At 72.8% G+C, this 22,172-nt stretch carries 22 protein-coding genes; 8 read left to right on the top strand and 14 right to left on the bottom strand.

Translation table 11 applies throughout. The annotated features are described in order from the left end of the window. The first annotated feature begins 208 nt into the window (after positions 1-208). Both ACR68M_RS34230 and ACR68M_RS34225 read left to right on the top strand, forming a co-directional pair. Positions 209-1,033 (top strand): hypothetical protein, encoded by an 825-nt coding sequence (locus ACR68M_RS34230; protein ID WP_441248059.1) that lies wholly within the window; start codon positions 209-211, stop codon positions 1,031-1,033. A gap of 92 nt (positions 1,034-1,125) precedes the next feature. Continuing rightward, positions 1,126-1,653: a sigma-70 family RNA polymerase sigma factor gene (locus ACR68M_RS34225; RefSeq protein WP_441248058.1), complete on the top strand. Its 528-nt coding sequence runs from the start codon at positions 1,126-1,128 to the stop codon at positions 1,651-1,653. Positions 1,654-1,667: 14 nt separating this feature from the next. Here ACR68M_RS34225 and ACR68M_RS34220 read toward each other — a convergent pair whose 3' ends face one another. The 10 genes from ACR68M_RS34220 to ACR68M_RS34175 all read right to left on the bottom strand — a co-directional run bounded on the left by ACR68M_RS34220 (position 1,668) and on the right by ACR68M_RS34175 (position 11,508). Continuing rightward, positions 1,668-1,898 carry a hypothetical protein gene (locus ACR68M_RS34220; protein ID WP_441248057.1) on the bottom strand — a complete coding sequence of 77 codons (231 nt, stop codon included), beginning with the start codon at positions 1,896-1,898 and terminating at the stop codon, positions 1,668-1,670. Positions 1,899-1,982: 84 nt separating this feature from the next. Next, on the bottom strand, positions 1,983-2,750 hold the full coding sequence (locus tag ACR68M_RS34215; protein WP_441248056.1) for an ABC transporter ATP-binding protein: 768 nt from the start codon (positions 2,748-2,750) through the stop codon (positions 1,983-1,985). Then, entirely contained in the window at positions 2,747-3,598 is an 852-nt protein-coding gene (locus ACR68M_RS34210) for an ABC transporter ATP-binding protein (protein ID WP_441248055.1), read from the bottom strand. Before ACR68M_RS34210 ends, ACR68M_RS34215 begins: the two co-directional genes overlap by 4 nt. Next, positions 3,595-4,950, bottom strand: a complete 1,356-nt coding sequence (locus ACR68M_RS34205; protein WP_441248054.1) for a branched-chain amino acid ABC transporter permease — start codon at positions 4,948-4,950, stop codon at positions 3,595-3,597. Before ACR68M_RS34205 ends, ACR68M_RS34210 begins: the two co-directional genes overlap by 4 nt. Further along, complete coding sequence (locus ACR68M_RS34200; RefSeq protein WP_441248053.1) at positions 4,947-5,876, bottom strand: branched-chain amino acid ABC transporter permease; 930 nt, start codon at positions 5,874-5,876, stop codon at positions 4,947-4,949. The genes ACR68M_RS34205 and ACR68M_RS34200 overlap by 4 nt, the downstream gene beginning before the upstream one ends. 96 nt (positions 5,877-5,972) lie before the next feature. After that, on the bottom strand, positions 5,973-7,154 hold the full coding sequence (locus tag ACR68M_RS34195; RefSeq protein WP_441248052.1) for a branched-chain amino acid ABC transporter substrate-binding protein: 1,182 nt from the start codon (positions 7,152-7,154) through the stop codon (positions 5,973-5,975). A gap of 155 nt (positions 7,155-7,309) precedes the next feature. Next, complete coding sequence (locus ACR68M_RS34190) at positions 7,310-7,687, bottom strand: STAS domain-containing protein (protein WP_441248051.1); 378 nt, start codon at positions 7,685-7,687, stop codon at positions 7,310-7,312. An 81-nt stretch (positions 7,688-7,768) separates the two neighbouring features. Continuing rightward, positions 7,769-10,168, bottom strand: coding sequence for a SpoIIE family protein phosphatase (locus ACR68M_RS34185; RefSeq protein WP_441248050.1), 2,400 nt, complete (start codon positions 10,166-10,168; stop codon positions 7,769-7,771). A 38-nt stretch (positions 10,169-10,206) separates the two neighbouring features. Beyond that, on the bottom strand, positions 10,207-10,656 hold the full coding sequence (locus ACR68M_RS34180; protein WP_441248049.1) for an ATP-binding protein: 450 nt from the start codon (positions 10,654-10,656) through the stop codon (positions 10,207-10,209). Between the two features lie 66 nt (positions 10,657-10,722). Beyond that, positions 10,723-11,508 carry a SigB/SigF/SigG family RNA polymerase sigma factor gene (locus ACR68M_RS34175; RefSeq protein ID WP_441248048.1) on the bottom strand — a complete coding sequence of 262 codons (786 nt, stop codon included), beginning with the start codon at positions 11,506-11,508 and terminating at the stop codon, positions 10,723-10,725. A gap of 449 nt (positions 11,509-11,957) precedes the next feature. Between ACR68M_RS34175 and ACR68M_RS34170 the strand changes: the two genes are divergently transcribed. Next, positions 11,958-12,455: a hypothetical protein gene (locus ACR68M_RS34170; RefSeq protein WP_441248047.1), complete on the top strand. Its 498-nt coding sequence runs from the start codon at positions 11,958-11,960 to the stop codon at positions 12,453-12,455. 40 nt (positions 12,456-12,495) lie between these two features. Then, the gene (locus tag ACR68M_RS34165; RefSeq protein ID WP_441248046.1) at positions 12,496-12,849 is read left to right on the top strand and encodes a VOC family protein; all 354 of its coding nucleotides are present in this window, start codon (positions 12,496-12,498) and stop codon (positions 12,847-12,849) included. A gap of 4 nt (positions 12,850-12,853) precedes the next feature. Here the strand turns inward: ACR68M_RS34165 and ACR68M_RS34160 are convergent, their stop codons facing one another. Both ACR68M_RS34160 and pnuC read right to left on the bottom strand, forming a co-directional pair. After that, positions 12,854-13,969, bottom strand: a complete 1,116-nt coding sequence (locus ACR68M_RS34160) for an AAA family ATPase (RefSeq protein WP_441248045.1) — start codon at positions 13,967-13,969, stop codon at positions 12,854-12,856. After that, positions 13,966-14,625, bottom strand: coding sequence for a nicotinamide riboside transporter PnuC (gene pnuC / locus ACR68M_RS34155; protein ID WP_441248044.1), 660 nt, complete (start codon positions 14,623-14,625; stop codon positions 13,966-13,968). Before pnuC ends, ACR68M_RS34160 begins: the two co-directional genes overlap by 4 nt. Positions 14,626-15,166: 541 nt before the next feature. On the opposite strand from pnuC, the gene ACR68M_RS34150 reads away from it, so the two are divergent. Beyond that, entirely contained in the window at positions 15,167-17,476 is a 2,310-nt protein-coding gene (locus ACR68M_RS34150; RefSeq protein WP_441248043.1) for an ATP-binding protein, read from the top strand. Here the strand turns inward: ACR68M_RS34150 and ACR68M_RS34145 are convergent. Next, positions 17,454-18,950, bottom strand: a complete 1,497-nt coding sequence (locus tag ACR68M_RS34145) for a DUF2079 domain-containing protein (RefSeq protein ID WP_441248042.1) — start codon at positions 18,948-18,950, stop codon at positions 17,454-17,456. The genes ACR68M_RS34150 and ACR68M_RS34145 overlap by 23 nt on opposite strands. A gap of 132 nt (positions 18,951-19,082) precedes the next feature. Here ACR68M_RS34145 and ACR68M_RS34140 point away from each other — a divergent pair, with 132 nt between their 5' ends. The 3 genes from ACR68M_RS34140 to ACR68M_RS34130 are packed head-to-tail and all read left to right on the top strand — an operon-like array spanning position 19,083 to position 21,549. Continuing rightward, complete coding sequence (locus tag ACR68M_RS34140; RefSeq protein WP_441248041.1) at positions 19,083-19,511, top strand: GntR family transcriptional regulator; 429 nt, start codon at positions 19,083-19,085, stop codon at positions 19,509-19,511. Further along, positions 19,508-20,452 carry an ATP-binding cassette domain-containing protein gene (locus tag ACR68M_RS34135; protein WP_441248040.1) on the top strand — a complete coding sequence of 315 codons (945 nt, stop codon included), beginning with the start codon at positions 19,508-19,510 and terminating at the stop codon, positions 20,450-20,452. Before ACR68M_RS34140 ends, ACR68M_RS34135 begins: the two co-directional genes overlap by 4 nt. Then, complete coding sequence (locus ACR68M_RS34130; protein WP_441248039.1) at positions 20,452-21,549, top strand: hypothetical protein; 1,098 nt, start codon at positions 20,452-20,454, stop codon at positions 21,547-21,549. Before ACR68M_RS34135 ends, ACR68M_RS34130 begins: the two co-directional genes overlap by 1 nt. Before the next feature lie 13 nt (positions 21,550-21,562). On the opposite strand, the gene ACR68M_RS34125 is transcribed toward ACR68M_RS34130, so the two are convergent. Then, positions 21,563-22,045, bottom strand: a complete 483-nt coding sequence (locus ACR68M_RS34125; RefSeq protein ID WP_441248038.1) for a MarR family winged helix-turn-helix transcriptional regulator — start codon at positions 22,043-22,045, stop codon at positions 21,563-21,565. Positions 22,046-22,172: the final 127 nt, after the last annotated feature.

Raw genomic sequence — 22,172 nt, 5'->3', positions numbered from 1 at the left:
GGACCAAGATCGGCCCGGCCTGGCGGCGGCGCGGCCGGGCCCGATTCGTCGGATCCGCCCCTCGTCGGAAAAAATGTCCGCGACGAGTGCCTCCGGACCGGGTTGCTGGTCCGTGTAGAGGTGCAGAGCCCCGCCGATCGAGCGGGTCCGCATGGCCGGCGTGCGGTTGACATCAAGAGGACATCAAGTGTCGTCAGAGGACAACACCATGATCGACGAGTTCCGATCCGTACTGGATGACGAGCTGTCGTTGCTCAGCCAGCCGCCGTTGGGTGACCTGGTCGGGACGGCGGCCCGCCGTGGCCGCCGCGTCCGGCACTTCCGGATGGCCGCCGGGGCAGCCGCCTCGGTGGCCGCGCTGAGCCTGGTCACCGCACTGGTGACCGGCTCGGGTAACTCCCCGACCCAGCCGGAGCCGCTCGGGGTCGCCGCCGCACCGAGCGCCGCGGCCGGTGCGACGTCGGGCGCCAGCCAGGCTCCGGCCGACCGTGCGCCTGCCGTGGCGTCCGCCAGCGCCGGGGCCCAGGTGGACACCACCTCGGCCGCGCTGCTCGCCGCCGTGCTCGACGCCCTGCCAGGCCAACCGAAGACGGACCACTACGGCGTCGTCTCCGGCACCCGACCCGGGGCCCAGGCCTATCTGAACAGCTCGCGGGGCACCGGGATGCTCCGGGTCTTCCTGGCCGGCAAGTCCGGCAAGCCGCTGTCCTGCGATCCGCAGCCACTGCCCGGCAAGCTGGTGCCCGTCTGCTCCACCGACGCCCGCGGCCAGCAGGTCGTCGTCGTCACCATCCCGGACAACTGCGTCGAGAACGTCTCGGTGGAGGTCCGGCACACCGACGGCACCATCGTCCAGGCCGTCCTGAGCAGCTGCCTGGAGTGGGACGGCCGGACCAACCCCCCGGGCGTCCGCCCGCTCACCACCGAACAGGCGATCGCCCTGGCCGGTGACCCGTCGATCAGCACCCGGATGGACTCCGACTACGTCCAGGCGGCGGCACAACGCTTCCCGGCCCTGGCGACCTTCCACTGATCCACCACCATCGCCGCGGCCCCGTCGACACGGGGCCGCGGCTCCCCTCGTCACCGCCCAGCAACGACCAGCACAGACCGGGAGCACCACGGGTGCGCAACGAAGCAGACTTCACGGCGTTCGCCGAGGCATCCGCCACACGCCTGCGCCAGATCGCCTATCTGATGTGCCGCGATTGGCACCTGGCACAGGACCTGACCCAGACGACCCTCACCAAGATGTACGTGGCCTGGAACCGGATCACCCGCCGCCAGGACCACGACCCGTTCGTCTACGCCCGCAAGGTGCTGCTCAACTCCCTGCTCGACCACCGCCGGCTCCGCCGCAACACCGAGACGGCCGTCGACCGCTTCCCGGACATCCGGGCCGACGACGACCCGACTGCCGTCCGCATGACGCTGCTCGACACCCTCGCGCTGCTCGCCGAGCGCGACCGCGCGATCGTCCTGATGCGCTACTGGGAGGACCACAGCGTGGAGACCACCGCCGAGATCCTCGGCATCACCACCGCCGTGGTGAAGTCACAGAGCAAGCGCGCCCTGGCCGTGCTCCGCGCCCACCTCGGCGAACACCGCGAACTCCTCCTCCAGTCGGCGGACGGCCGGGCCCGGGAGTACTGAGGCACGGACGCCACTCACAACGGCAGCGTCGGCTCGGGCGTCGGCTCGGGTGCCGGTTCGGGTGCCGGTTCGGGGAGTGCCTCGGACAGGCCGAGGGCCTCCAGCAGCAACCGGCAGTCGTCACGGTCCCTGGCGTGGGCGGCGACCACCCGCTGGACGCGGGCACGGAGCGCTGCCGGAGCAGGCTCGGCCGCCGACTCGACGATGTTCCCGAGGGTGAGCAAGTCCCGGGAGGCGGATGCCATGGAGAACAACTCCCGACGCAGTCGCGAAATCCAACCGGACCGTCCAGGATACGTCCGCACCGGAGGACCGGTCCACAACCGGCCTCAGCCCGCACCTTCACCGAGGTAGGCGGCCCGGACCCGGGGGTCGTCGATCAGCGCGGCGGCGGTGTCGGTCATCACGATGACGCCCGTCTCCAGGACGTAGCCCCGGTCGGCGAGCCGCAGGGCCTGGGCGGCGTTCTGCTCGACCAGCAGCACCGTCGTGCCCTGCTGGTTGATCTCCCGGACGATGGCGAAGATCTGGGCGACGATCAGCGGCGCGAGGCCCATCGAGGGCTCGTCCAGCAGCAGCAGCCGGGGGCGGCCCATCAGGGCCCGGCCGATCGCCAGCATCTGCTGTTCCCCGCCGGAGAGGGTGCCCGCCTGCTGGCTCCGCCGCTGCGCCAGCACGGGGAACAGGTTGAGGACGCGCTCGAGTTCGCCCTTCGGGACGCGCCGGAAGCGGTAGGCGCCCATCTCCAGGTTCTCCAGCACCGTCATGTCGGGGAAGACCCGGCGCCCCTCGGGCACGTGGCCGAGCCCCAGGCCGACCACCTCGTGCGGGGGCACGCCGTCGATCCGGCGGCCGTCGAAGAGCACCTCCCCCTGGCGGGGGGTCAGCAGGCCCGAGATCGCCCGGAGCGTGGTCGTCTTCCCGGCGCCGTTGGCCCCGAGCAGCGTGACCACCTCGCCCTCCCGGACGACCAGGTCGATGCCCTTGAGGGCCTCGATCGCGCCGTAGCCGACGTGCAGGGCCCGCAGTTCGAGCAGCGGGGACGCGGACGGCGAGGCGGACGGGGATGCGGACGGGGACGCTGTTTCGCCGGTCACTGCTCGCTCCCGTCGTCCGGCGCGCCGAGGTAGGCCTCGATCACCGCCGGGTCGCGTTGGACCTCCGCCGGGCGGCCCCCGGCGATCACCTTGCCGAAGTTGAGCACCGTCACGCGGTCCGCCACCGACATCACCAGCTTCATGTCGTGTTCGATCAGCAGCACCGTCACCCCGAGCTCGGCGTTGATCCGTCGGATCAGCGCCTCCAGTTCGTGCTTCTCGGTCGGGTTGGTCCCGGCTGCGGGTTCGTCCAGCAGGAGCAGCCGGGGGCCGGTGGCCAGCGCGCGGGCGATCTCCAGGCGGCGCTGCACCCCGTACGCGAGCGAGGAGGCGAGTTCGTCCCCGACCCGGCCGAGCCCGACGAAGTCCAGGAGTTCGTCCGCCCGCTTGTCGCTCTCCCGGTCGTTGCGCCGGGCGTTGGGGGTGCCGAGCATGGCGCCGATGGGGCCGGTGCGCTGCCGGGTCTCGGCCGCGATCTTCACGTTCTCGAAGGCCGTGAGCGCCGCGAACAGCCGGATGTTCTGGAAGGTGCGGGCGATGCCGGCCCGGTTGACGTCGTGCGGTTTGCGGCTGCGGCGGCGCCGCCCCGAGCCGTGCACCAGCTGGGTGGTCGCGCCGTCCGCCGTGACCAGGCCGATGGTGCCCAGCTGCGGGACGTACACGCCGGTCAGGCAGTTGAACAGCGAGGTCTTGCCGGCGCCGTTCGGGCCGATCACGGCCATGATCTCGCCCTGGCGCACCGTCAGGTCGATCTGGTCGAGGCTGGTCAGGCCGCCGAAGCGCAGCGTGAGTCGCTCGACGGTGAGCAGCGTGCCGCCGGGGACGGGTGAGGTGATCGGGTCAGTCACTGGGCCCGCCCTTCGGCCGGGCCGGAGACGGCGTCCGCTCCGGCGATGCCGGCGGCGGCCAGCTTCAGCTCCCGCTTGCGGCGGCGGGACGGGATCAGGCCCTGCGAGCGGAAGATCATCATCACCACCAGGATCGCGCCGGTCCACATGGTGATGTCCTGCTGGTTGACGATCTCCTGCTCCTGGAACACGGCAGGGAGGAACGTCAGCACGGCCGCGCCGACCATGACGCCGATCAGTGAGCCCATCCCGCCGAAGATCACGTACGAGACGACGCTGATCGACAGCACGACGGGGAAGCTCGCCGGGTTGATGTAGCCGATCCGGGAGGCGTAGAGCACGCCGGCCATCCCCGAGGTGGAGGCGCCGATCGAGAACGCCATCAGCTTGTACTTGACGGTCGGCACGCCGTTGGCGGCGGCCGCGACCTCGTCCTCCCGGACGGCCGCCCACGTCCGGCCGACCTTGGAGTTCTCCAGGCGGCCGAAGAGGAACACGACCACCGCGAGCAGCACCAGGAAGAGGTACCAGTACGGCAGCGAGGAGAGCGTCCAGGTGTAGTGCACGCCGAAGAGGTCGATCGAGAAGTGCGGGATGCCGAAGGCGCCCTGGTTGCCGCCCGTCCAGTTGTCCTTGTTGACCAGGAAGAGCTGGACGATCTCGTGGAAGCCGAGGGTGACGATCGCCAGGTAGTCGCCGCGCAGGCGCAGCGTCGGCGCGCCGAGGAGCAGACCGGCGATCAGGCAGACCACCACCGCGACGGGCAGGATGACGAAGGGGTTGAGCGCGAACGGCGGCTTCACGGGCAGCACCCGGGTGAAGTAGCCGGTGGTGTAGGCGCCGATCGCGAAGAAGGCGACGTAGCCGAGGTCGAGCAGGCCGGCCCAGCCGACCACGACGTTCAGCCCGACCGCGAGCAGGATGAAGATCGCCACCTGGTCGACCAGGACCCGCTGGTAGAACTCGCTGAGCAGCGGCGGCACGGCGACGGCCAGCGCGACCACCACCAGGACGAGCGCCCGGCGGGCGAGCGGCCGCTGTGCGACGTCACTCCCCCGCCGCCGGACGGGGGCCGTGCGGGTGGCGATCAGCTCGCCCACGCCGCGTGCCCGGTAGGCCTCCAGCAGCGCCCAGACGGCGGCCCCGGCCGCGAGCCACCCCAGCAGGGCGGCCGAGCCGAGGGCCTGCCGGAGCACCAGGGTGTGGTCGGTGGGGGTGCCCTCGACGGTCGAGGTCATCACGCAGAGCAGCGCGGCGAGCACCAGCCAGCCGGCGAGCCTGGCCCAGGGGCCGCCGAGCCGCCGTCGGCGCGGCTTCCCGGGGGTGGTCGGGTCCTGCGGGTCGGTGCTCATGCCGCCCGCCCGAGCTTCTGCCCGAGGATGCCCGTCGGCCGGAACATCAGCACGAGGACGAGCACCACGAAGGCGACCACGTCGATCCACTGGCTGGACAGGCAGGACTGGCTGAGGCTCTCGACCACGCCGAGCAGCAGGCCGCCGACCATCGCGCCCCGGATGTTGCCGATGCCGCCGAGCACGGCAGCCGCGAACGCCTTGATGCCGGGCAGGAAGCCCATCAGATAGTGCACGTTGAGGTAGGAGCCGAAGAGGAATCCGGCCGCACCGCCGAGCAGCCCGCCGATGACGAAGGTCTGCGAGATGACCCGGTTGATGTTCACGCCCATCAGGCTCGCGGTCTGCGCGTCCTGCGCGACCGCGCGGATGCCCGCGCCGAGCCTGGTCCGCGACACCACCCGGTCCAGCACCACCATCATCACCAGCGCGGTGCCGATCAGGACCAGCTGCTGGACGCGCACCTGTGCCCCGAAGAGGGTGAACACCACGCTGTCCTGGTAGAGCGTCGGGATGTTGGTCCGGTCCCGGCCGAACAGCTTCCCGGCCAGGTTGTAGAGGAAGAGGGACGCGCCGATCGCGGTGATCAGGTACACCAGCTTGGGTGCGTTGCGGCGGCGCAGCGGCCGGTAGGCGACCCGCTCCAGCAGGAATGCCACGCACGCGCCGATCACGGCGCCGCCGACGAGCCCGAGCAGCCAGTAGAGCACCGAGCTCGCGCCGTGCGGCGTGGTGCCGGTGGCGACCAGGGCCTGGGCAACGAAGAGCCCGGCGAACCCGCCGGACATGAAGACCTCGCTGTGCGCGAAGTTGATCAGCTGGAGCACGCCGTAGACCAGGGTGTAGCCGATGGCGACGAGTGCGTAGAGCGAGCCGAGGGTGAGCCCGGGGACCAGGAACTGCCAGAAGTGCTGGGTGAGACACATGCGGCGGGGAGTCCTCCTCTGCGGGAGCGGTGTACGGCTGCGGGGGCCGCACGCTCCCGCAGAGGGGGGCCTGCGGCCGCCGTCCGGAGCGTCGGGTCAGCCGGAGATCAGCTTGTCCACCGTGCCGAGCTCGGCGATCTGGCCGTTCTTGACCTCGTAGACGAAGATCCCCTTCTCGGTGACCTCGCCGTTCGGCTGGAACTTGATCTCCTTGGTGAGGCCCTTGTAGTCGACCGTCCGCAGGCCGTCGACGACCTTGGCCCGGGTGACGTCCTTGCCGATCGACTTCATCACCGAGATGATCGTGTTGGCGGTGTCGAAGCCCTCGGGCGAGTAGGTGCCGGGCGGCTGGTTCGCCAGCTTGGTGTACGCGGAGACGAAGTCCTTGGCCGCCTGGTCGGTCGAGGCGGCCGCCGACAGGCACGGGCAGGTGAACTGCCAGCCCTCGGCCGCCGCACCGGCCAGCTGGACGAACTTCGGGTCGTTGGTGCCGTCGTCGGACATCATCTTGCCCGCGTACGAGGTCTGCTTCAGGGACTTGGCCAGCGGCGCGGCGTCGGCGTAGTAGCCCGCGTAGTAGAGCGCTTGGGCACCGGAGTTGGCAACCTTGGTGGCCACCGCCGAGTAGTCGTTGGTGCCCGCGGCGACGCTGTCGGTCACGACGGTCGCGCCGTCGGCCGCCAGCTGCGCCTTGATGTTCCCCGCCAGGCCCACCCCGTAGTCCGACTTGTCGTCGATGAGGTAGACGGTCTTGGCGCCGAGCTTCTTGACCAGGTAGTCGGCGGCGGAGGTGCCCTGCGCGGAGTCGGGCGGCACGATCCGGAAGAAGGTCTTGAAGCCGTTGGCCGGGTCGGTCAGCGAGGTGTTCGTCGCCGAGGCGCTCACGGACGCCAGCCCGGCCTGGGTGAACAGCGGTTCGGCGGCCTTGGTGGCGCCGGAGAAGGTCGGGCCGACCACGCCGACGACGCTGCTGTCGCCGATCAGCTGCTGGGCCGCCGTGGGCCCCTTGGACGGGTCGCCCTGGTCGTCGGCCTCCTTGACCGCCAGCGTGAACGGCAGGTCGCCCTTGTCGTTGGCCTGCTTGACGGCGAGCTTCAGACCCCAGTCGATGTTGATCCCGAGCTGGGCGTTCGGCCCGGTCAGCGGGCCCTGGAAGGCGATCGTGTAGGTCGGCTTCCCACTGCTGCCGCCACTGGACTTGCTGCTGCTGCACCCTGCGATCACCAGAGCTCCGGCGACCACCGGCAGACCGGCCCTGAGAACGGTTCGACTGAGCACGGCGATCCCCTCGGCGTTGACGGCACAGCCCGGCCTGCTGGGACGGGCGCCGCCCACTGAAACACCTCCGCCCGCTGCCGCTCGCCCCGCCACGCTCCGGCCGCCGCACGGTCCACCCGTACGGCCCCGTAAGGCCCCGTAAGGCCCCGTTGGCGCTACTCCGCTGCGGCGTCCACCCCGGCATCCACCGCAGCCACTGCGGCCTCGACGGTCGGGAAGATCTGGAAGACGCCGGCGGCGCCGGTGATCTCCAGCATCCTGGTGACGATCGGCGAGGGCTCCACCAGAACGGTCCGGCCGTCGGCCAGCTCGGCGGCCTCCCGGGCCCGGAGCAGCAGGTTGAGGCCGGTGGAGTCGCAGAAGCCGAGGCCCGAGCAGTCGACCACGAGCTGGGGGGCGGGCCCGGCCAGCACCGCGTCCACCGCCTCGCGCAGCGGGCCCACGCTGTCGTGGTCGAGTTCGCCCTCGGGTCTGACCACCGCCAGCTGCCCGAAGAGGCGGGTGGTGACGGTGAGTTGGGCCTCGGTGTCCATCGGTAGTGCTCCTCCCGTGCGGCCCGCGTCCTCCACGATAGATCGGCGCCGGACGGGCTGCCCGAGCGGGCCCGTCGGGCCTCACCCCAGGCGCAGGCCCACCAGGCAGGTGTCGTCGGCCGGGTTCGGTGCGCCCAGCCGCCGGAGCAGGTGGTCGAGCAGGCCCTGGAGGTCGGGTGCGCGGTACTCCTCGGCGGCCCGGAGCAGCCGGGCGACGCCGTGGTCGAGGTCGTCGCCCCGCCGCTCGACCAGCCCGTCGGTGTAGAGCAGGAGGGTCTCGCCGGGCGCCAGCCGGAGTTCGGCGGGGCCGTAGGCGGCGCCGGCGGTGGCACCGAGCACCTGGCCGGCGGGGAGGCCGGCCGTGCGGGCGGTGCCATCGTGGGTGAGCACCGGCGGGAGGTGCCCGGCGCGGGCCCAACTGAGCCTGCCGGTGCGGGGGTCGAGCAGCCCGCAGATGGCGGTGGCGATGTAGTCGCTGCGCTCGTGGCAGAGCATCCGGTTGAGCCTCCGCAGGATTTCCGCGGGCGCCAGCCCGGTGTACGCCATGCCGCGCAGGGAGTGCCGGAGTTGGGCCATCCCGGCGGCGGCGCGCAGGCCGTGGCCGGAGACGTCGCCGACGACGACCAGCACCGGGCCGTCCGGCAGGGCCAGGATGTCGTACCAGTCGCCGCCGACCTTGTTGGCGCGCTCGGCGGGCAGGTAGCGGACGGCGCAGTCCAGCCCGGCGACCTCGGGGCCGCCGGGGACGTCGGTCAGGGCGTGCTGGAGGGCCTGGGCGGCGCGGTGCTCGGCGGCGGTCCGGCGGCGCTCCTCGGCGAGCCGGTCACGGGCGCTGGAGAGCTGCTCCTCGGTGCGGCGCCAGGCGGTGACGTCCTGGACGACGCCGCGCACGGCGAGGACCGAGCCGGGGGTCAGGCCCGGGACGGTCTCGGCCATCGCCCGCAGGGTGCGGCGGTTGCCGCCGGGGCCGGTGAGGCGGAACTCGGCGGTGGTCGAGCTGCGCCCGGCGAGCAGCAGGGCGGCGGCGGCCCGTACGGCGGGGCGGTCCTCGGGGGTGATCGCCGCGAGGGCGACCTCCAGCTCAAGGCCGGTCGGCTCCTCGGGCAGGCCGAGCAGCCTGCGCAGCCCGGACGAGCACTCGACCTGCCCGGAGCCCGCCTCCCAGCTCCAGAGGCCGAGCCGGGCCAGCCGCTGGGCCTGCGCCAGCTGGGTCTCACGCTGTTCCTGCTGGTCGTGGGCGCGCCAGCTGACCATCACGCCGTCCAGGAACGGCGTCGCGTGCAGGGTCATCGCGGAGGCGCGCACGGTGCCGCCGACGACCTCGATGAACTGCTCGACCTGCCCCTCGTACGGGACTCCGGTGGCGGCCACGTCCAGCAGCTGCTGGAAGGTGCCGGAGAGCACCATGCCCGGGTAGAGCTCGGTGACGCGGCGGCCGACCAGCTCCGGGCCGGTGCGCCCGGCGAGGTCGACCGTCGCCGCGTTGGCGTGCTCCACCCGCAGGTCGGTGACTTTGCCGCCGCTCTCGCGGACGGCGGCGAGGATGACGACCGGGTCGAGCAGTGCGTCGAGCACCGCGCGGAACCAGGGCTCGGTCACCGGCTCCAGCACGCCGAAACCCTCGCCACCGGCCGAGACGATCCGGAGCAGCTGGGCGGCGGTGAGGCGGGCGAGTGCGGACAGGTAGCGTTCGGCGGCCGGGTCGAGGTGGTGGTCGTCGGCCCAGCCGAGCTTCATGCCGCCGATCAGCCGTCGGCCGGTGCGCAGCGGGAGGGCGCAGACGGTGCGGCCGGGGATCAGGTCCTCGCCCGTCAGGTCGGGGTAGCGGACGGCGAACTCCGCCCGGCTGTGCACCCAGACGGTGGTGCCGAGTTGGGCGGCCTCGGTGAGGGGCACGGCGGTCTGCGGGGGGATGCGCTGCCACTGGCTCAGTTGATGGGCCGGGACGCCGTGGCTGCCGACCAGGCGCAGGGCGCCGTCGGGTTCGAGCAGGGCGAGCACGACCGCGCCGACGCCGAGCGGCCGCAGGGCGTACCGGTGCAGCAGACGGGCCAGGTCGTCGGCGGTGTCGGCGGAGGCGAGGGCGGAGGCGGCGAGGTGGTAGCGGGCGGCGAAGCCTTCGGCAGGGGCCTTCGCCACCTCGCCGGGCACGCCGGTCGGGCGGGCTGCGGCTGCGGACGCGGACGCCTGGTGCTCGGGCGCCGGGCCGCTGGGGAGGAGCGGTTCGTCGGCCTCGGCCGGTGCTGCGGCGGCGATCAACTCGGCGGCGATGTCGACAAGTTTGCGGTTGTCCTGCTGGGAGCGGCGGACCAGCTCGTCGAATGCGCGCTCTGGTGTGCAGACGAGCCGCTCGACCAGCAGGCCCTTGGCCTGTTCGATCAGGCCCCGGGTGTGCATGGCCGTGCGCAGCCCCTCGACCTCGGCCCGCAGGCGGTCGACCGCCTGCTGGAGCACCGCGCGTTCTGTCAGGCCTTCGCTCATCGACCGATCGCCCTCCGGGGCGCCGAGCCCCGTCGCGTTCAGAGACTGGCACCAGGGTAGGACGGATTCCTCCACCCGGGCGAGCGGCCGGACGGTCGCTCCGCCACGACGGCCTGCACGATCTTGCCCCGGGCGGTGCGGACCACGTGGACGGCCTCGCTCAACCGGGCGACGACGAGCAGCCCGTAGCCGCCCGGACCACCGGGCGGGGGCGCCCGGAGCAGCGCACGGCTGGTGTCCTCGACGCTGACCTCGACGCCTTCGCGGCTCGCCGACACGACGAGCGCGCACGGTCCGGGCGCGTGCCGGCAGGCGTTGGCGACGAGCTCGGAGACGATCAGTACGATGTCGCGGCAGGTCGCCTGCCGGTACCTGGGACCGCCTGTGGAGTCCAGGTCACGGAGGAACCTCTCGACCTCGCTGCGTGCCGCTCGGACCGAGCCGACGCGGCCGTCCAGGTCGAGGGCGATGGTGGGGTTCTGGCTCACCGCTGCACACCGTCCCGGCTGGGGATCAATCGGGTGGTAGTAGGTGCCTGCCCGGTCCTGCGCGGCTCAATCACCCGCCGCCGCGCTGCCCGCGACCTGCTCGCGGAGGCGGCCCAGCGTCCCCGAGAGGATGCGGGAGACGTGCATCTGGGAGACGCCGATCCTGGCCGCGATGTCCGACTGCGTGCAACCGCCCCAGAAGCGGAGCAGCAGCACCCGGCGCTCGCGGGCGGTGAGGGTGGTCAGGAACGGCCGGACGGCCTCGCGCATCTCGACCAGCTCCAGCCCCGGTTCGCGGGCGCCGAGCCGGTCGAGCAGGGCCCGGCCGGGTTCGACCGTGCCGTCGTCGCGCAGCGAGTCGAGCGAGTCCGGGTGGTGGACCCGCCCGACGGCCAGCCCGGCGGTGGCCTCCTCCCGGCTCAGCCCCAGGCCCTCGGCGAGTTCGTCGAGGGTGGGGCGCCGGCCCAGCTGCTGTTCGAGCCGGTCGGAGCCGCGCGCCACCAGCAGGTACAGCTCCTGGAGGCTGCGCGGCACCCGCAGCGGCCAGGAGGTGTCCCGGAAGAACCGCTTGATCTCACCGCTGACGGTGGGGATCGCATAGGTCACGAACTCGACCCCGCGCCCCAGGTCGTAGCCGTCGACGGCCTTGATCAGACCGATGGTGCCGACCTGGAGGATGTCCTCCATCTCCTCCGGACGGTGCCGGAAGCCTCCGGCCACGAACCGGACCAGCGGCATGTTGAGCTCGACCAGGGTGCCTCGGACGTAGCTGAACGCCTCGGTGCCGGGCTCCAGCTCGGCGAGGCGGCGGAACAGGGCGTCACTGAGCGCGCGCGCCTCCGTCTTCCCCATCGCCCGCATCTCGCGCGGACTCGGGGCCGGTGGCACAGCTGTGGACGAGGAGGGGTACGAGGACGGGGAAGCGTGGGCCGAGCATGCTGAACGGGCGGTCGAGGTGGCCACGAGGTCATCTCCCTGAGCGTTCCGACTGTCGCACCGGTACGACACACGCGTCGATCGGACACACGCACGCGTCGTCGTACACCGGTGGGAGGTGGGAGACCGCTCGGCCCGACTGCTTCAGGCGACGGTTCCCGGCACAGGCCGTGCCGTGAAATCGAGGGCGGCCGACAGAGCCGCCGGAGTGGGCCCGGCCCGGCGGGCGGCGGGGCACTCCGCAGCCTTTGTACCCACCCGTCCGTCTTTCAACCGTTCCTGCCGGTACAGACCTGTCCATCCCGATGCCTTGCCTGCCTACACTGCTCGGAGTCCACCACCCGACCATCCGCGTACCGGAGGCCATGTTGACCCCGACCACAGCACCCGGTTTGCTCGCCCACCTGGACGAGCTGGTCAGGGCGGCCGCCGCGACCGACGGCGGTGCGCTGTGGCGGCTGTCGGCGGAGGGTCGTCAGCTGGACGCGAACGTGATCCGGGTGCTGCCCGGCGCGCGGGTCGCCGAGCATGTCGAGCCGGACGTGGACGTGCTCCTCCACGTGGTCAGCGGCAGCGGCCGGCTGGAGACGGCGAGCGGGCTGCAGGAGCTGACGCCCGGCAGCGTGGCCTGGCTGCCGCGCGGGGCACGGCGGAGTCTGTCCGCGAACGCGGACGGTCTCGTCTACCTCACCGCCCACCGACGCCGCGCGGGGCTGGCCATCCGATCAGCCGCAGTCGGGCTGGAGGGCGGCGAACCGGCCTGCCTGCTGGACCGGGTCTGCGTCAACTGCGGTCGCCTCGCGCAGGAGAGCGACGCACGCTTCTGCAGCAGGTGCGGTGTCCCGCTGCCGAGCGCGAGTTGAGCCCCTGAGGGGGCGTTAGGCGCCGGGGTAGGATCGACAGATGGCACTGGAATGGGAACAGGTAATCGTCGAGTCGGTGGATCCGGCGGCGTTGGGGCAGTGGTGGGCCGAGGCTCTCGGCTGGGTCGTGGTCCACTCCTCCGCCGACGAGTTCGAGATCCGCCCGGCGCCGGATCGCATGCCGGGGTTGGACTTCATCCGGGTCGACGAGGGCAGGACCGTGAAGAGCCGGCTGCATCTCGACTTCAGGCCCGATGATCAGGACGCCGAGGTGGCCCGTCTGGTGGCCCACGGCGCCAAGCACGTCGACATCGGCCAGGGCGATCAGTCGTGGGTCGTCCTGGCGGACCCCGAAGGCAACGAGTTCTGCATCCTCGGCCGACGGCGTCCGTAGCAGGTCAGCCGAGTGGGGCCGCGAGGCCCCAGCCGGTGACCAGCAGGCGGTCGACTGCCGCGAGGGCCTGGCCGAGGCGGTCGGTGCGGTCGCCGGTCAGTTCCAGCCACGGGGTGCGGCCGGTGGTGAGGACCTCGCGGAAGCGGTCGGTCATCCACGGGCGGAGGTGCTCGCCGTCGCGGAGGCCGTCGTCGTCGAAGGGCACGCCCTGGTCGGAGGTCAGCAGGTAGAGGGCGCGCGGCGGGAGGGCGGCCGCCAGCTCGTGGACGGCTGCGGTGGTGGCACCCCGGTAGCGCTCCTGCCAGACCGTGGTGGCGAGCGCGTCGGTGTCGCACACCAGCACCGGGCCGCCGGCTCGGGCCGCCCGGTCCTCGTCGGCGGTCTGCCGCCGGGCGACCAGCTCGAAGTCCTCGTCCGTCCACTCCAGGTCGAAGACGGTCGGGGCGGGGCCTGCCGGGTCGGCGACGGCGCGTGCCACGGCGAGCTTGGCGATCGTCAACTCCCTGCCGTACTCGGGCACCCAGCCGGTCGGTGCGTGCGGGCCGCCGCGCGCCCGGAGGGCCTCGGCGAGATCCCGGGAGAGGGTCGTGGTGCCGGTCGACTCGGCGCCGAGGACGACCACCCGGCGGCTGAACCAGGCCCGGACGGGCGGCTCCAGCGCCGCCCAGTGCGCCACCGGGTCGGCCCGGACGGCCGTGCCCGACACCGCGAACGTCTCGCGGGCCTGGTCCAGCACCACGGGTGCGGCGTCGAAGCGCCGGGCGAGCTCGACGCCGTACGGCTCGGAGCTGAACACCGCGTCGACGGGCGGGGCGGTCGGCGCGGCGGCGGTCACCCCCTGCCGCATCAGCGCGACGTGGCCCGCCCAGACCTCCGCACTGTCGTAGTCCACCTCCAGGTTGTCCGTCACCCCGGCCACCCGGACGTGCGGGTGGCCGGCCCAGGCCTCGGTGAGCCACTGCACCCGGCTCGCCAGCGGCACCGACTCGACGTCGGCGGCCATCGCCACCACAGTCACCCGCTCGCAGGCGTCGGCGGCCGTACGGATCAGGAAGTGGTGGCCCGCGTGCGGCGGGTAGAACTTGCCGATCACCAGCCCGTGCCGGAACCGCGCGCTCACAGCGCCACCGCCGGGGAGGCTGCGGACCGGCCGGACAGCTCGCGGCGCCAGGCCCGCAGACCGACCAGGCAGAGCGCGAGGAACAGCACGTAGACCAGGCCGGTGAGATCCAGCCGCTTGGAGAAGTACAGCGGGATGTAGACCAGATCGGCCGCGATCCAGAAGTACCAGTTCTCGTACTGCTTGGTGTTGAGCAGCCACTGGGCCGCGAGCGACAGCGCCGTGGTGAGCGCGTCCCAGAACGGCGAGCTGTCGTGGGCGCGGCCGAGCACGACCGTGAGCCCCCACGTCACGGGGACGATCAGCAGCGCGAGGGCGGTGAGCGTACGGCCGTCGGCGCGGCGCAGGGTGCGGGCGGAGTGCTTGTCGCCGCCGCGCAGCCACTGCCACCAGCCGTGGACGCCGAGGGCGAGGAAGACGACTTGGAGCGCGGCGTCGGCGTAGAGCCGGGCGCCCCAGAACAGGACCAGGAAGAAGACGTTGTTCGCGATGCCGACCGGGAAGTTCCAGACCTTCGCCCGGACGGTGAGCCAGACCCCGACCGCCCCGGTCGCGAAACCCAGCAGCTCGGCCCAGCTGACGGCGTCCTGCCCGAGCTGGAACAGCACGGTGTTGAGCGGCTCGGTCAGCCCGCTCAGGAAGTCACTGACGGCCATGGGCCACCCCTCATCGCTTAATGTCAGAGTGACGATAACGAGGAAGGCCCCCGAGCGCAATGCCCTGACCTGGGCGGGGGTCGGATGTGGACGCGCGCGGCCCAGCCTGCGGACGGGGCGAGGACCACCGGCCGGGCTTTGGCATGATGGCCGGGTGACTGATCGGGTGATGAGCGAGCCGCCCTGAGCGGCCGAGGATCGGAGCGTGCGCGGCCCACGGGGGCTCACGGGACACCGGGCGGGATGGCACGCCGTGGTCCGGACGCAGGTGACCGAGGAGTGCGCGCAGCACGGCAGCCAGGCCGCCATGCTGCGCGAACACCTCTACGGAGCCTCCGGGGAGTAGCCCGGAGACATCCACCGGCGAGGCCCGCCCCCGTCAGACACTGTCTGCTTTTCGGGCCCCGCCGCTTGAGCACAATCTTGGCCGATTCCGAGCGGCCGCTCCATGGCGTTCGTATGGCGTTGCCTTGTCGTTTCGGAGGTCGCGGACCCGCTACGGTCTGCGCAGGTGGTCCGGTCGTCGGTCCGGGGAGAGTGAGTGGCTGTGGGTTTCGGTGCGCTGCTGCGGGAGTTCCGGTTGAAGGCCGGGTGGACGCAGGAGGAGCTGGCCGAGCAGTCCGGGGTCTCGATGCACGCCATCAGCGTGCTGGAGGCCGGACGGCGTACGCCACGGCTGTCCTCGGTGAACCGGCTCGCCGCCGCTCTCGGCCTGGACGCCGACGCCCGCGAGCAGCTGGTCGCGGCCGTCCGGGCGGAACCGGCCACCGATCGGGCGGCGGACCAGGAGGCTGCCGAGCCCGCCGCCGACGAGGCCCCCGCGCCGGTGGTGCCGCGCCTGCTCCCGTACGACGTCGCGGACTTCACCGGGCGGGACGCCGCGCTGACCGACCTCACCGAGCTCATGGTCGGCGGCTCGCGGCCGGGCATGGTGGTGATCTCCACCATCGCCGGGATGGGCGGCATCGGGAAGAGCACGCTGGCGGTGCACGTCGCGCACCGGTGCGAGACCGAGTTCCCCGACGGCCAGCTGTACGTCGAGCTGCGCGGCACCACCGCCCCGCGCGACCCGGGCGAGGTGCTGGCCGACCTGCTGCGCGACCTGGGTGTGCCGCCGGGTGCGGTGCCCGTCCAGGCCGAGGCCCGTGCCGCGCTCTACCGCAGCACGCTGGCCGGGCGGCGGGTGCTGATCGTGCTGGACGACGCGCGGGACGCGGCGCAGGTGCGGCCGCTGCTGCCCGGCGCCCAGGGCTGCGGTGTGCTGATCACCAGCCGCTCGCGGCTCGCCACGCTGGCCGGGGCCACCCGGCTCGACCTCGACGTGTTCGAGCACGACGAGGCGCTGGCCCTGCTGACCGCGCTGGTGGGAGCGGAGCGGACGGCGGCCGAACCGGCCGCCGCCGCGCAGATCCTGGTGCACTGCGCCGGGCTGCCGCTGGCGATCAGGATCGCCGGAGCCCGGCTCGCGGCCCGGCCCGCCTGGACGCTGAGCTCCTTCGCGGAACGCCTGGCGGGCGCCCGCCCGCTGGACGAGCTGGCGATCGAGGACGCGGCGGTCCGCGCGAGCTTCCAGGTCAGCTACGACGCGCTCAAGAGCTCGACGGCCGCGACGGACCGGGACGCCGCCCGCGCCTTCCGGCTGCTGGGCCTCTGGCCCGGCCCCGACCTCGGGCTGGGCGCCGCCGCCGAACTGCTCGGCGCGACCCCGGGCGAGGCCGAACGGGCCCTGGAGAGCCTGGTCGACGCCCACCTGCTGGAGAGCCCCGCATTCGGCCGGTACCGGCTGCACGACCTGCTGCGCGCGTACGCGGGCGAGTGCGCCGAGGCCGAGGAGACGCCGGACAAGCGCCGGGCCGCCGCCGACCGGGTGGTCACCTGGTACCTCTTCTCCGTCAGGTCGGCGGCCGACTGGTTCAACCGCGAGCGGGTGCAGCTCGACGTCTCCGGCCTGCCGGCCTGCACCACGGCGCCGGTCTTCTCCGGCCGGGACGCCGCCCGGGAGTGGTGCCGCCAGGAACGGCCGAACCTGACCGCCGCCGTCTCCCTGGCAGCCGGTCAGCCCGAGCCGGTCGCGGCCTGGATGCTGCCCGCCGAGCTGTTCCACATCTTCACCCAGACCAGCTACTGGACGGACCTCCGGGTCTGCAACACCCTCGGCCTGGAGGCGGCCCGCCGGCTCGGCGACCGCGTCGCGCAGACCCGGATGCTCACCGGCCTGAGCGCTGCCCAGCGGAGCCTCGGTGAGCTGCCCGAGACCCTGGAGACGGCCCGTCAGGCACTGGAGCTGGCCGAGAGCTTCGAGGGCCACCCGCACACCCACTTCACCGCGATGAGCCACTACGCCTCCACCCTGCACGTGCTCCAGCGCTTCGAGGAGGCCATCGCCGCCTACGAGCATGCGCTCGCGAACAGGCGCGGCCCGATCACGACCGGCGTCCTGGCGGGCATGATGAACAACCTCGGCTTCGCCTACCACGCGCTCAAGCGCTACCCCGAGGCCATCGAGCGCTACCTCCCCGCCCTCGAACTCGCTCGCGAGACCGCAGCGCACTACGTCGAGGCCGCTCTCCTCGACGGTCTCGGCCAGGCCCACCACGGCAACGGTGACACCGGACGCGCCGTCACCTGCCTGACCGAGGCGATCACCCTGCGCACCACCCTCGCCGACCGCGCCGGTCTCGGCTCCAGCCTCGACCACCTCGGCGACGCCCACCTCACCGCCGGACGCCCCGCCGAGGCCCGCGAGGCCTGGCAGCACGCCCTGGTGGAGCTCGAAGCCGTCCGTCACCCGGCGGCAGCGGCCGTCCGAAGCAAGCTGGCCCAGCCGGCTACGGGTGCCTCAGGACGGTGATGCCGTCCTGCTCGGCGACGGTCCGGTAGCCCGCCGCGCGGTAGGCGTCGAGCATGGCGGCCGTGGTGGCCGCGGCGCAGGGGGTCTTGACGGTCGGGTCGGTGCGGTCCGCGACCACCCAGACCGGCGCGGTGGCGGTGGCGGGGCCGCCCTCGCAGACCAGGCTGACGGTGGTGCGGGCGACGAGCAGCGGGGCCAGCCGGTTGCTCGCGGCGACGGTGACGCCGTCGGGTATCGCGTCGAGCAGGCGGTGGGCGGTGCGGACGTGCGGGGAGGTCTGCCAGGTGTAGGGCATCGCCAGCTCCCGCAGCGGGTACACCAGCGTCGTCACGGCGGCGAAGGCCGCGCAGCAGGTGAGCACGCGCTTCAGCGCCCGGGGTGAGCGCAGCTGCGGGCTGCGGTCGAGGGTGTCGAGCAGCCCGGCGAAGAGGATCGGCATCAGGATCGCGCTGTAGTGGTAACTCGGCTGCCAGTAGTGCACGTTGTCGGCGAGCAGCCGCCAGCCGAGGGTCGGGACGCAGAGCAGGACGAGCGGCGAGCGCAGGCCGACGAAGGCGACGGGCGCGGCGAGCATGAGGAGCAGCAGCCACTTCACCGGCGGCCAGCCCAGCTTGGCGAGCATCGCCAGCGCGCCGCCGACCGAGGGTGCCGGCCCGGCTGCGGCGCCGGGCATCTGGTGCCAGTAGTCGAAGACGCCGTGCGGGTTGGCCATCGGCAGCAGGACGGCGGTCTCCAGCGTGGTCGCGGCCAGGCCGAGGACGAGCACGGCGAGCCCGAGCCGGCGGACCCGTCGGGCGGCGCCGTACCGGGCGAGGTAGGCGCCGACGGCGGCGACGGTCAGGCCGAGATCCTCCTTGACCAGGACCAGCGGCAGGCTCCAGAGCACGGCGGCGTGCCAGCGCCGGGCGGCGAGTGCCTCGGCGCCGAAGGCGAGCAGCGGGACGGCGAAGCAGATCTCGTGGAAGTCGAAGGCGACCGCCGAGACGATGCCCCAGGAGCTGCCGACGGCGAGGCCGACCACGAGTGCGGCGCGCGGACCTGCCGTCCGGTGCGCCCAGCGGGTGAGCGGGTAGCAGGCGAGAGCCATCAGGGCGGCCTGGGCGACCAGCAGGGTGGCCGGGCCGGGGAAGAGCCGGTAGGCGGGGGCGAGCAGGACGAGCACGGGGTGGAAGTGGTCGCCGAGCAGGTTGAAGCCGGGGCCCTTCAGGTCGACGACCGGCGCGCGGCCGTGGGCGTAGGCGCGGACGGCCTGTTCGAAGATGCCCAGGTCGTACGCGGCGCTCTGCATCCGCTCGTGCCGACGGACCGACAGGACGGTGTACAGCGTGAAGAACAGCCCGGTGAGGGCGAGGGCGAGCCGGTCCGGGCCCGGCCAGGCACGCGGGGGGCGGGGGGCGGCCGGCAGGTGGGGTTCGGCGGCCGAGGGCCGGAGGCCCGGGAGGGCCTGGGGGCTCTCCACCAGGTTGTCGATCATCTGCACACCATTCCACTAGTTAACTAGTGGAATGGTGTGCAGTCGCTCCGTCCCATGTCAAGGCCGGGGCTTGACGCGGGCACAGCTGACTGGGCAGGATTTACCTAGATAACTAGTGGAATGGTGGTGAGCATGGTCGAGTACCTCATCGACCGGCACAGCGGCCTCTCCCCGTACCTCCAGATCATCGAGCAGACCAAACGCGCCCTGCGGCTCGGCGTCCTGCGCCCCGGAGACCAACTCCCCACCGCACGCGAGGTGGTGGAGGCCACCGCGATCAACCCCAACACCGTGCTCAAGGCGTACCGCGAGCTGGAGCGGGAGGGGCTGGTCGACAGCCGCCGTGGGGTCGGCACCTTCGTGCGGCGTTCGCTGGCCAAACCGCAGACCGTCGCGGACTCCGCCCTGCACACCGAACTGGCCGCCTGGGTCCGCCGGGCCCGCGAGGCCGGGTTGGACCGCGAGGACGCCGCCGCGCTCATCACGACGGCCCTGGACAAAGGGTTCTCCGCCCCGGCCGCCACCGACACCATCAGCACAGCCGACGAGGAGCCCGGGTGAGCCACCCCATATCTGCCCCCGCCCCCAGCCCCGAGGAGGCCCCCGCACTGGAGGCGGTCGGCCTGGGGCTGAAGTACCGCAAGGCCTGGGCCCTGCGCGACTGCGACTTCCGCCTGCCGGCCGGCCGGATCTGCGGGCTGGTCGGCCCGAACGGCGCCGGGAAGAGCACCCTGCTGGCCCTCGCCGCCGATCTGCTCACCCCGACCACCGGCACCGTCCGGGTGTTCGGCGGCTCCCCCGGTGCCCCCGCGACCCGCCCGCGCGTCGCCCTGCTCTCCCAGGACAAGCCGCTCTACCCCCGGCTCACCGTCGCCGAGACGCTGCGCGCGGGCTACGAACTCAACCCGGGCTGGGACCAGGCCGCCGCCGAGCAGATCGTCGCCCAGGGCGACCTGCGGCTGTCGGACCGTGTCGCCGGGCTGACCGGCGGCCAGCGCACCCGAGTCGCCCTCGCCCTAGCCCTCGGCAAGCGCCCCGACCTGCTGCTGCTCGACGAGCCGCTCTCCGACGTCGACCCGGTCTCCCGCCAGGAGCTCACCGGTCTGCTGCTCGCCGAGGCGGTCGAGCGCGGCATCACCGTGCTGATCTCCTCGCACGTGCTCGCCGAACTCGACGGCGTCTGCGACTACGTCCTGCTGCTGGGCGACGGGCGGGTCCGCCTGGCCGGGGACGTCGACGAACTCCTCGACGCCCACCGCCTGATCGTCGGCGCCCACGAGGGCGACGGACCACCGCCCGAGCTCGCCCGGCACGAGCTCGTCGAGCTCCGCCGCACGGGCCGCCAGGCCACCGCACTGATCCGCCCCTCGGCGGAGATCGACCCGTCCTGGGACGTGGTCGAACCCACCCTGGAGGAAGTCCTGCTCGCCTACCTGCGCACCCCCCAGGCCCCGCCGCTGCTCACCCCGAGCGCGCGCCCCGCCGTGGCGGTGGCCGCCTGATGGCCGCTCTGCTCACCCCCTCCGCCTCCGCCTCCGTTTCCCTGCCGCGCCGCCGCTGGCTGCGCGGCGTCAGCTGGCTCAGCGGGCGCCAGGAGCGGACGGCCTTCGCCGTCGCCGGAGCCGTCCTGCTCGTCGTCTGCGGATGGCTGCTCTTCCTCGGCGGCGTGATCGGCGACTACGTGACCACGAACCATCTGGAGCACTGCAACATCGTCTACTTCCCGCCCGAGTGCCAGAGCGTGAACGCCATGGCCGCGGGGCTGGACATGCGCTGGCAGCTCGCGGTGGAGATCACCGGCTGGCTGCTGCTGGCCCTGCCCCCGGCGCTCGGCCTCTTCCTCGGGGCACCGCTGCTGGCGCGGGAGTTCGAGACCGGCACCTACCGGCTGGCCTGGACGCAGTCCGTCTCCCGGCGGCGCTGGCTCGCCGCCCGGCTCGGCGTGCCGCTGGCCGTGACGCTGGCCGGGTCGACGGTGCTGGCCGCCGTCTCCACCTGGTGGGTCAGCACCGTCGAGGGCCGCCTCGCCGTGCCCGGCTACTACCACTGGTTCACCTGGCTGAGCCGGACCACCTCCGGCCCCGCCGTGGTCGGCTTCTGCCTGGTCGGGCTCGCCCTGGGCGCGGCCGTCGGCCTGGTGGTGCGGCGGGTGGTGGCCTCGATGGCGGTGACCGCCGCCCTGACCCTGGTGCTGCGGCTGCTGATCGACAACTTCCGCTTCCTGCTGACGCCCGCGAAGGAGTCGGTGGGCGCCGCCCACGTCGCCGTCATCCGGCCGAACGCGGAGATGCTGCACATCTTCGCCGGCACCTTCCCCACCAGCACGCCGCTGGAGTCCCTGCTCCTCGGCGACAGCTACATCACCACCGACGGGACGCGCATCCCCTCCGAGTACGGCTCGGCCGGGTTCCTCTCCGACGGCCGCATCCTCTGTCAGAGCCCGGAGTGCCTGGCCCACCCGGACATCGTCCAGGTGGTCACCCGGTACCAGCCGCCGTCGGCGCACTGGCCGATGCTGTGGACGGAGACCGGGCTCTGCCTGGCCGCGACGGTGGTGCTGGTCGCGTTCTGCTTCCTCTGGATCCGCCGGGTGCGCTGACGCACCGTCGGCCTCATTCGGTGACGAGGGCGAGGGTGCCGTCCAGGAAGCGGCGGACGACGGCCAGCTCGGCCGGGTCGAAGGTCTCGGCATGAGCGAGCATGGCGGCGATCAGCGGGCCGAAGAACGACTGACCGAGGTCGACCGCCGCCGGGGTGACGCTGAGCAGCACCCGGCGGCGGTCGGCGGTGTCCCGGTCGCGGCGGACGTGACCGAGCCGTTCGAGCCGGTCGACGAGGGCGGTGGTGCCCGCCGAGTTCAGGCCCAGCCGGGTGGCGAGCAGCCCCGGTGTCGCGGGGGTGTCCGCGCGGGCGGCGTCGAGCAGGCAGATCAGCGCGCGCAGATCGGTCGGGTGCAGGCCGTTGCGCCGGGCGAAGGTGCCCGCGAGGGCGTCGAGTTCGACGGTGATCGCGCGGAGCCGGTGCACCAGGACCATGGGGGGTTCGTCGGCTTCGTCGTGCGGATCGTCGTTGGGTTCGTCGTGGACGGATTGCATGACATGAGTCTATTCTCTCGCTGAACGAGATACTTGCCGAGTGAGAGACTCTGGACCGGAGGCTCCAATGCCAAGCTCATTCTCGGGCGTCGACGCCGCGTTCCTCGCCGCGTACGACGCCGTGCTG

Origin of the sequence: Kitasatospora sp. McL0602 (assembly GCF_052076145.1) — a bacterium.
Taxonomy (GTDB): Bacteria; Actinomycetota; Actinomycetes; order Streptomycetales; family Streptomycetaceae; genus Kitasatospora.
The sequence above is the reverse complement of the archived record's forward strand: the minus strand, read 5'-3'. Positions and strand labels throughout refer to the sequence as shown.

What these genes read in the sequence shown, in the direction of transcription:
- ACR68M_RS34230 (WP_441248059.1), top strand. Translation starts at nt 209, where the DNA reads ATGATCGACGAGTTCCGATCCGTACTGGATGACGAGCTGTCGTTGCTC.
- ACR68M_RS34220 (WP_441248057.1), bottom strand. Translation starts at nt 1,898, where the DNA reads ATGGCATCCGCCTCCCGGGACTTGCTCACCCTCGGGAACATCGTCGAG.
- ACR68M_RS34205 (WP_441248054.1), bottom strand. Translation starts at nt 4,950, where the DNA reads ATGAGCACCGACCCGCAGGACCCGACCACCCCCGGGAAGCCGCGCCGA.
- ACR68M_RS34200 (WP_441248053.1), bottom strand. Translation starts at nt 5,876, where the DNA reads ATGTGTCTCACCCAGCACTTCTGGCAGTTCCTGGTCCCCGGGCTCACC.
- ACR68M_RS34190 (WP_441248051.1), bottom strand. Translation starts at nt 7,687, where the DNA reads ATGGACACCGAGGCCCAACTCACCGTCACCACCCGCCTCTTCGGGCAG.
- ACR68M_RS34185 (WP_441248050.1), bottom strand. Translation starts at nt 10,168, where the DNA reads ATGAGCGAAGGCCTGACAGAACGCGCGGTGCTCCAGCAGGCGGTCGAC.
- ACR68M_RS34175 (WP_441248048.1), bottom strand. Translation starts at nt 11,508, where the DNA reads ATGGGGAAGACGGAGGCGCGCGCGCTCAGTGACGCCCTGTTCCGCCGC.
- ACR68M_RS34170 (WP_441248047.1), top strand. Translation starts at nt 11,958, where the DNA reads ATGTTGACCCCGACCACAGCACCCGGTTTGCTCGCCCACCTGGACGAG.
- ACR68M_RS34165 (WP_441248046.1), top strand. Translation starts at nt 12,496, where the DNA reads ATGGCACTGGAATGGGAACAGGTAATCGTCGAGTCGGTGGATCCGGCG.
- pnuC (WP_441248044.1), bottom strand. Translation starts at nt 14,625, where the DNA reads ATGGCCGTCAGTGACTTCCTGAGCGGGCTGACCGAGCCGCTCAACACC.
- ACR68M_RS34145 (WP_441248042.1), bottom strand. Translation starts at nt 18,950, where the DNA reads ATGATCGACAACCTGGTGGAGAGCCCCCAGGCCCTCCCGGGCCTCCGG.
- ACR68M_RS34140 (WP_441248041.1), top strand. Translation starts at nt 19,083, where the DNA reads ATGGTCGAGTACCTCATCGACCGGCACAGCGGCCTCTCCCCGTACCTC.
- ACR68M_RS34130 (WP_441248039.1), top strand. Translation starts at nt 20,452, where the DNA reads ATGGCCGCTCTGCTCACCCCCTCCGCCTCCGCCTCCGTTTCCCTGCCG.
- ACR68M_RS34125 (WP_441248038.1), bottom strand. Translation starts at nt 22,045, where the DNA reads ATGCAATCCGTCCACGACGAACCCAACGACGATCCGCACGACGAAGCC.